The sequence below is a fragment of the Paenirhizobium selenitireducens ATCC BAA-1503 genome (genome assembly GCF_000518785.1).
Taxonomy (GTDB): domain Bacteria; phylum Pseudomonadota; class Alphaproteobacteria; order Rhizobiales; family Rhizobiaceae; genus Allorhizobium; species Allorhizobium selenitireducens.
Genome location: NZ_KI912495.1, coordinates 401852 through 410101, shown reverse-complemented (window position 1 = coordinate 410101; position 8250 = coordinate 401852). Strand labels below are relative to the sequence as shown.

10 protein-coding genes are annotated in these 8250 nt (G+C 61.7%); all 10 read right to left on the bottom strand.

The features are described 5' to 3' along the window. On the bottom strand, window positions 1-461 hold a 461-nt coding region (locus tag L867_RS0123045), incomplete at its 3' end, for a flagellin N-terminal helical domain-containing protein (RefSeq protein WP_028739020.1). A gap of 276 nt (window positions 462-737) precedes the next feature. Continuing rightward, entirely contained in the window at window positions 738-1700 is a 963-nt protein-coding gene (locus tag L867_RS0123040; protein WP_028739019.1) for a flagellin N-terminal helical domain-containing protein, read from the bottom strand. A 285-nt stretch (window positions 1701-1985) separates the two neighbouring features. Further along, on the bottom strand, window positions 1986-2948 hold the full coding sequence (locus tag L867_RS0123035) for a flagellin N-terminal helical domain-containing protein (protein ID WP_028739018.1): 963 nt from the start codon (window positions 2946-2948) through the stop codon (window positions 1986-1988). 337 nt (window positions 2949-3285) lie between these two features. After that, window positions 3286-4023, bottom strand: coding sequence for a flagellar type III secretion system pore protein FliP (gene fliP / locus L867_RS0123030; protein WP_028739017.1), 738 nt, complete (start codon window positions 4021-4023; stop codon window positions 3286-3288). Further along, complete coding sequence (locus L867_RS0123025) at window positions 4020-4544, bottom strand: flagellar basal body-associated FliL family protein (RefSeq protein ID WP_028739016.1); 525 nt, start codon at window positions 4542-4544, stop codon at window positions 4020-4022. The genes fliP and L867_RS0123025 overlap by 4 nt, the downstream gene beginning before the upstream one ends. 39 nt (window positions 4545-4583) lie before the next feature. Beyond that, window positions 4584-5297 carry a flagellar basal body L-ring protein FlgH gene (gene flgH / locus L867_RS0123020; protein ID WP_028739015.1) on the bottom strand — a complete coding sequence of 238 codons (714 nt, stop codon included), beginning with the start codon at window positions 5295-5297 and terminating at the stop codon, window positions 4584-4586. Continuing rightward, a complete protein-coding gene (locus tag L867_RS0123015) occupies window positions 5294-5827 on the bottom strand; it encodes a MotE family protein (protein WP_028739014.1) in 534 nt (177 codons plus the stop codon). Before L867_RS0123015 ends, flgH begins: the two co-directional genes overlap by 4 nt. Beyond that, window positions 5824-6897, bottom strand: coding sequence for a flagellar basal body P-ring protein FlgI (locus tag L867_RS0123010; RefSeq protein WP_051439190.1), 1074 nt, complete (start codon window positions 6895-6897; stop codon window positions 5824-5826). The genes L867_RS0123015 and L867_RS0123010 overlap by 4 nt, the downstream gene beginning before the upstream one ends. A 44-nt stretch (window positions 6898-6941) precedes the next feature. After that, window positions 6942-7424 carry a flagellar basal body P-ring formation chaperone FlgA gene (gene flgA, locus L867_RS0123005; protein WP_028739012.1) on the bottom strand — a complete coding sequence of 161 codons (483 nt, stop codon included), beginning with the start codon at window positions 7422-7424 and terminating at the stop codon, window positions 6942-6944. An 18-nt stretch (window positions 7425-7442) separates the two neighbouring features. Beyond that, the gene (gene flgG / locus L867_RS0123000) at window positions 7443-8231 is read right to left on the bottom strand and encodes a flagellar basal-body rod protein FlgG (protein WP_028739011.1); all 789 of its coding nucleotides are present in this window, start codon (window positions 8229-8231) and stop codon (window positions 7443-7445) included. Between the last annotated feature and the right edge of the window lie 19 nt (window positions 8232-8250).

The window sequence follows — 8250 nt, the reverse complement described above, 5'->3', positions numbered from 1 at the left end:
GCGCGAACGAACGAGCCGACCATTTCCTTGGTGCCGACAGCGGTCGTCGATTCGTTGTAGAGCCAGTTTTCGCCCGAGAACGAAGCCGATTCGGAGATCGAAGTCAGCTGCGCCTTGAGTTCCGTCAGTTCCTTGTTGATCTTTTCCTTGTCAACGCCCGGTTCGCGAGCAGCAACCAGCTTGGCCTTGATTTCGGTGACGACTTCGATCGCGGCTTCCATGCCGGTGTAGGCCGTGTCGGTCTTGGCAGCGCCGAGGCCGAGAGCGTCTTCGACAGCCGAGAGAGCCTTGTTGTCCGAACGCATGGTGGTGGCGATCGACCAGTAAGCAGCGTTGTCGGAAGCCGATTCGACGCGGTAACCGGAAGAGACGCGGCTCTGGGTTTCGTTGAGGCCGGCGTTGATCGAACGCAGGGTGTCAAGTGCTGCAATTGCAGCGGTGTTCGTCATGATACTCGTCATAGATACTGCCCCTCGTGAACAGGATATGGGAAAGGGACATTCCGGGTCTAACTACCGGCAACGACAGCCTGCGTCATGCAATTAACCTTTGTTTACAGTTGGTTAATCCGTCGTTTTAATGATCCTATTGAACCCGATTAAGGTTAATAGGTTCTGAAGTGGACGACGGAATTTGAAAATATCTGTTCAACTGCCCAAAAAGGCATCGGGCCGCGCACCTTCCGGTGCACGGCCCGACCTGTCTGCGGACGAAGAAAAGTCTTGGTTTGCCGGGCTTTACTTGAACAGCGAGAGCACGTTTTCGGAGTTGGTGTTGGCGATCGACAGCGCCTGGATGCCGAGCTGCTGCTGCGTCTGCAAAGCCTTGAGGCGGGTCGATTCCTCGTTCATGTCGGCATCGACGAGGCGGCCGACGCCGGTGTCGATCACGTCCATCAGGTCGGCGACGAAGTCGGCCTGCATCTCGACGCGCATGTTGATCGCACCAAGGGTGGCGGCCGCATCGGTAATATCCATAAGCATAGCTTCGACTGCGCTGATCATGCCTTCCACCTCGTCATCCGTGGTTGCGCTTGAAAGTTCCACGACGGAGCCGGAAGTGCCGGTGCCGCCGGCATTAACCAGGTAGTAGGTCATGGTGGTACCGGAGGCCGTGCCGTCGTCGACCGCGACCGAATAGTCTTTGGTCAGCAGGCCGCGGGTCGCATCGACGGTGTCGATCAGGACGGAGTCGGCAGTGTCGAAGGTCAGCGTCGAGACCGAGACCGTGCCATCGGCGGAGCGAACGAAGGAGCCGGACATTTCCTTGGTGCCGACGGCGCCGGCAGTCGCGTTGAAAAGCCAGTTCTCGCCGGAGAAGGATGCCGATTCAGAGATCGAGGCCAACTGCGCCTTGAGTTCCAACAGTTCCTTGTTGATCTTGTCCTTGTCGACGCCCGGCTCGCGGGCTGCCACGAGCTTGGCCTTGATCTCGGTGACCACATCGACGGTCGCCTCAAGACCGGTGTAGGCAGTATCGGTCTTTGCCGCGCCGAAGCCCAGAGCGTCCTCAACGGCGCCCAGAGCCATGTTGTCGGAGCGCATCGTGGTGGCGATCGACCAGTAGGCGGCGTTGTCGGAAGCGGTTTCGACCTTGTAGCCGGAGGAAACGCGCTTCTGGGTTTCCCCGAGGCTGGCGCTGATCGAGCGAAGGGTGTCGAGTGCCGCGATTGCTGCGGTGTTGGTCATCAGGCTGGTCATTGAATGCCCCTTAGGTTCCAGTATGGAGGGACATGCCGGTCAGTGCTTCCGGCCGCGGTGGGGCGACTTCATGCCAATTAATTCGTGTCTGAGTTAGAAATTAATCCACCGCTAATGACTGCACTTGACCGCATCAGAGTTAACAAAACCTAAATGCAGCGCGTGATTTTTATCAATCCGTTAACAAAGGTATCCGGCCGTTAACGAAAAGAAGGGGCCGCGCCATGGCTGGCGCGGCCCCTTCCGATCCCTGCCGGCCCAAGAAGGCCGGTGCCGTTGCTCCGATTAACGGAACAGCGAGAGGATGTTTTCCGAGTTGGAGTTGGCGATCGACAGCGCCTGGATGCCGAGCTGCTGCTGCGTCTGCAGAGCCTTGAGGCGGGTCGATTCCTCGTTCATGTCGGCATCGACGAGGCGGCCGACACCGGTGTCGATTACATCGCGAAGGTCGGCGACGAAGTCGGTCTGCATTTCCAGGCGGCTGTTGGTGGCGCCGAGGGTTGCAGCAGCGTCGGTCATGTCGGCGAGCATGGCGTCGACGGCCGAGATCATGCCTTCGACTTCGTCGTCGGTCGTGGCCGAGGACAGTTCGACGACCGAACCGGACGTGCCGGTGCCGCCGGCATCGATCAGGAAGTAGGTCGCGGTGGTCGCGGTGCCCGAGCCGTCATCGACGGAGACCGAGTAGTCCTTGGTCAGCAGGCCGCGGGTCGCGGTGTTGGTGTCGATCAGGACCGAGGTGGCGGCATCGAAGGACAGCAGTTCGACCGAGACGGTGCCGTCGGCAGCGCGAACGAACGAGCCGACCATTTCCTTGGTGCCGACAGCGGTCGTCGATTCGTTGTAGAGCCAGTTTTCGCCCGAGAACGAAGCCGATTCGGAAATCGAAGACAGCTGCGACTTGAGCTCGGTCAGTTCCTTGTTGATCTTGTCCTTGTCAACGCCCGGTTCGCGAGCAGCAACCAGCTTGGCCTTGATTTCGGTGACGACTTCGATCGCGGCTTCCATGCCGGTGTAGGCCGTGTCGGTCTTGGCAGCGCCGAGGCCGAGGGCGTCGGAAACGGCCGAGAGAGCCTTGTTGTCCGAACGCATGGTGGTGGCGATCGACCAGTAGGCAGCGTTGTCGGAAGCCGATTCGACGCGGTAACCGGAAGAAATACGGTTCTGGGTCTCGTTCAGGCCCTTGTTGATCGAGCGGAGCGTGTCGAGCGCTGCGATAGCAGCGTTGTTGGTCATGATGCTAGTCATTGGTGTGTCCCCTTGGAAACAGAATACGAGAGAGGGACATGCCGGGTTATAGATCCGGCAGAGGGGGTCGACGTCATGTCAATTAATTGGTCTGTGAATTAATCCGCCTCTGACCCCTAAAAGACAGCAGGGACTTTAACGTCGGCTGAAGCCAACTGGTTAAAAAATCGTTTTCAGCCGCATTTCCGTGAAAAAAATGCGAACTATTTTCAATCTATTGAAATATATGGGTTTTTTCTGACTTTTCGGAGGATTGGCCGAGCGGGATGGTTAATTCCGCCATCCAGAAACGGGACGAGACATGAGCTCCGACGCTCACCTGGCCATGCGCATCAGGTCAGGAGAAGGAGCGTACCAGGCTGCCGACGAGCAGGTTCCAGCCGTCGATCAGGACGAAGAACAGGATCTTGAACGGCAGCGAGATCGAGGTCGGCGGCAACATCATCATACCCATGGCCATGGTAATCGTCGCGACGATCATGTCGATGACCAGGAAGGGCAGAACGATCAGGAAGCCGATCTCGAAACCGCGGCGGATCTCCGAGAGCATGAAGGCCGGGACGAGTACGCGGTAGTCGACCTTGTCGCCGACCACCGGCGTCTGGCCGCGCTCATTGGCGATGTCGACGAAGAGCTTCAGGTCCTTGTCGCGGGTATTGGCCGTCATGAAGGTGCGGAAGGGCTCGGCAATGGCCGGGACCGCCTGGGCCTCGGTCATGCGGTTCTCCAGCAGCGGCTGGACGCCCTCCGTCCAGGCGCGGTCCATGGTCGGCGACATGACGTAGAAGGTCATGAACAGCGCCAGGCTCGTCAGGATCATGTTGGACGGCGTCGAGGAGAGCCCCATGCCGGATCGCAGGATGGAAAAGGCGATCACGAAGCGGGGAAAGCTCGTGACCATGATCAGGATACCGGGCGCGACGGACAGGACCGTCAGCAGGCCGAAAGTGCGGATGATCCAGGCGGCGACCGAGCCGTCGATCGGCGTGTTGAAGAGGTCCGTGGGCAATTGCTGCGCCGCGGCCAGTTCCGGCACCATCATCATGACGGCGGCAAGAAGGAGGAACCGAATCATTCGATTACAAAAGTCCTGAACATCACCTTCGATACGCGCCCTTCGGAGCGAAGGTCAACACGCTCCTGGATGTCATCCTTCAGATACTGGAAGCCGCGCGGCCCCTCGATCTGCTGCAGCGAAACGGTCCGCAGATAAGCCAGGATATCCTGGTGGACGTCCTCGGCGATCTTCACGTCCGTCGCGCCATTGAACATCAGCGCCACTTCGAGGCGTATCCAGTTCTCGGAAGGATAGGCGAGATTGGTGGTGATCGGCTCGAGCTGGACGATGCCGTTCGCCTCGGTGGCGACGTGGGGAAGCCCCTCCTCGGGTTTGCTCTCGCCATGGCCGCCGGCCTTGGCAGCCTTCTCGGCTTCAGCCGCCTTGTTCGCCTCCTCCACGGCCTGGATCTTCGGCGCGAGCATGGAGCCGATCACCCAGCCCCCTCCCCCGCCGACGAGCGTCAGGACGGCGATCGCCGCGATAAGCATCACGGTTGCCGACTTCTTCTTCTTCTCTGTGCCTTCGGCCTGTTCCATCTGCTCTGCCGTTCCTTCCAGCTTGCCGGGTTGCGTGCGTCAGATCGGCGAGAAGAGGTCGACGACCTGCTGGCCGACCGGTGGCTGCTGGACTTCCGTCAGGCGACCGCGGCCGCCATAGGAGATACGTGCTTCCGCGATCCGCTCGTAAGAGATCGTGTTGTCGGCATCGACATCCTGCGGACGGACGATACCGGCGACGTTGAGGATGCGGATCTCGTGGTTGACGCGCACTTCCTGCGAACCGCTGATCAAGAGGTTGCCGTTCTCGAGAATGCCGGTGACGACAGCTGCAACGAGAAGCGTCAGCTTTTCCGAACGCTCGGTCGAGCCCTTGCCCTGCGTGCTGGTGTCGGAGCCCGAACCGAGCTCGCCGGTCGTTTCCGGCGGCTTGTAGCCGAAGAAGTCCGCGCTCGTCGACCAGTTCATGCCGCTCTTGTTGGTGCGGCTGCGGTCGGTCTCGTTCTCGAAGGACGCCTTGTCGTTGATCTGGATGTTGACCGTCAGGATGTCGCCCACGTTCAACGCACGGGCGTCCTTGAACAGCGCCGACTGGCTGTCGCTCCACAGCGAATAGCCGCTTGCCATGGCGCGCGGCTGTTTCGGATAAAGCGCCATCTGCGGCGTCTGGCTGTAACGCAGGCCGCTGCCGATCGGGCTCATCGACGGTGCGTTGCCGATTTCCTTCAGGGTCTGGCTCTGGCATCCGGCGAGGAAGAGGACGGCCAGGACTGCCGGGGAACGCTTGATCATGACGGGTCCTTCGAAGTATTCGGGTCGGCGGCACTCGACATGATGGCCGCGACCATGGCCGCCTTTTGGGCTTCCATTTCGCTGAGGATGAGGCTCGACTGGCGGGCCGGAAGTTTCATGATGACGGCGGCGGCGAGGATCGGATCGATCTCCTCGAGCTGCGGTGCCGCCGCATCAGGCTTCATCTTCTTGTAGATCTCGACGAGATTGCCTTCCGCCTGCTTCATGAAAGCATTGCGGCGGGTCAGCCAGTCCTCGTATTCGGCGCGGCGCTGCTCGAGCACGGCGATGCGCTTGTCGACATCGGCCTGGAGCTTTTCCAGCTCCTGCTTCTGCAGCAGGTAGCGCTGGTCGCGCGCCGGGTCGGCGATGCTGGTGCAGAACTGCTGGATCTCGGCCTGCGATGCCGTATCCGGCGCCGGCTTCTGCTCCTGGGCGCTGCCGGAAGCCAGCGGCAGAAGCGCCATGCCGGCAACCAGCAAGAGATTGCGCGGGCGGAGGGAGAAAATGGTCGAGGTCATGGACGTCATTGCAGGACAAGCTCCGCTTGCAGGGCGCCGGCCGACTTGATGCCCTGCAGGATGGCGATGATGCCGTCTGGCTTCACGCCGATATTGTTGAGGCCGCTGACGAGAGTGCGCAGATCCGGCCCGTCGACGATGGCGACATTGCCGCCCTCTTTCTGGGCCAGGATGTCGGTCTGGTCCTGAACCGCGGTCTGGCCGCGGGAGAAGGGCTCCGGCTGGATGATCTGAGGGGTCTCGGTGACCTGGACGGTCAGGGTTCCGTAGCTGACGGCGACCTTCGAGACACGGACTTCGGCGCCGATGACGATCGTGCCGGTGCGCTCGTTGATCACGACCTTGGCCGGCGAATCGGTCTCGACCAGCAGGTTTTCGATGTCGGCCATCAGGCGGGCGAGGTCGGCGGTGCGCGGCTTCTGCACGATCACTTCCTGGCTGTCGCGCGCCTCGGCGATCGGCGCGCCAAAGGCCGCGCGTGCGAACGCGTTGACCGTGTCGGCGATGCGGATCGAGGTCGTGAAGTCGGGGTTGCGCAGTTGCAGGACGAGATTGACCGAATCCTTGAACTTCGACGGCAGCTCGCGTTCGATGATCGCGCCGTTCGGCACGCGGCCGGAGGTCGTGATGCCTTCCTGGAGATTGGCCGCCTGCCCCTGGGCATTGAAGCCCGAGACGATGACCGAGCCTTGGGCCACGGCATAGATCTGGCCGTCGGCGCCGGTGAGCGAGGTCATGACCAGCGTGCCGCCGCGCAGCGAGGTGGCGTCACCCAGCGAGCTGACGGTTGCGTCGATCCGGCTGCCGGGGCTCGAAAAAGGCGGCAGCGTCGCCGTCACCATGACGGCAGCGACGTTCTTCGCGTTCGACTGGCCACCCTGCGTCGAGATGCCGAGGTTCTGCAGCATGGCGCGCATCGACTGGTCGGTGAACGGCGATGAGCGCAGGCTGTCGCCCGAGCCCTGCAGGCCGACGATCAGGCCATAGCCGATCAGCTGGTTGTCGCGTCCCGACTGCAGCGAGGCGATGTCCTTGATGCGCGAGCCTGCGGCTTCGGCCCCGATGCCGGGCCAGAGCATCGCCGCGAGCACGACGAGTGCGATCCTGGACAAGCGGAAAGTCTTCATTTCGCCATCACCTGTACTGTTCCGTCCGCCAGCACCGTGCCGGTGACGATGACGCCGGAATCGAGATTGCGGACCTTGATGACGTCGCCCACCGACGCGTCGGAGAGCGGCGTGCCGGAGGCGGAGATCGTCATGCTGCCGAGCGTGAAGGTCAGCCGGATATTGGCGCCGCGGTTGATCGCATAGGGCGGTCTCAGGCTGGCAACGGGAATGGTCCGTCCCGGCAGCAGCGTGCGCTTGGAGATCATGCCTTCGACCTCGGCGATCGACTGCGCATAGCCGCCGGCGATGTTCGGATTGGTGACAGCGACTTCCTCGAGCTGCGATGCAGTCAAGGTTTCGCCGGGATAGACCGTCTGGGTCGGCACGACCGCGAAAGCCTGCGCGTACGCGGCTTGCGGCGCTGCCCACAGGGAAGCGGCGACGGTCGCTGCGACCGCCGCGCTGGCCAGGTATCTCGTGATCCGGCGAAACGTCATGTTTGCCTGCCTCCGTCCTTACTTCAGATTTTTGCTGACGATCTGAGCCATCTCGTCGGCGGTCTGGATGACCTTGGAGTTCATTTCATAGGCGCGCTGGGCCGAGATCATGTCGGTGATCTCCTTGACGGAATCGACGTTCGACGATTCCAGGTAGCCCTGCTTGATGTAGGCGAAACCCGGATCTTCCGGAGCCGCGACGATGGCCTCGCCCGAGGCGGCAGTCTGCGCGAACAGGTTGTCGCCGAGCGGCTTCAGGCCTGCCTCGTTGGCAAAGTTGGCGATCGTCAGCTGGCCGAGATCGGTGAAGTCAGAGCTGTTGCCGATGCGGGCCGAAACCTGGCCGGTCCGCGAGACGACGACTTCGCTGGCGTCCTGCGGCACGGTGATGCCGGGAACGACGGCATAGCCGTCGATCGTCACCAGCTGGCCGTCGGCATTGGTATTGAACGCACCGGAGCGGCTGTAGAGCGTCGTGCCATCCGGGGATTCGATCTGGAACCAGCCGCGACCGACGAGCGCCAGGTCGAGTTCGTTCGAGGTCTGGGCGAGTTCGCCCTGGGTGTGGATGTTGCGCACCGCTGCGGTCTGCACGCCGAGACCGATATTTGCGCCTTCCGGCACGATCGCCTGGTTGGCACGGTTCGGCACGCCCTGAGCGCGTTCGGTCTGGTAGAGCAGATCGGTGAACTCGGCGCGTGCGCGCTTGTAACCGGTCGTGTTGATGTTGGCGATGTTGTTCGCAATGACCTCAAGATTGGTCTGCTGGGCATCCATGCCCGTGGCTGCGATGGCGAGCGCTCTCATGTGTTCGTCCTCAAATTCG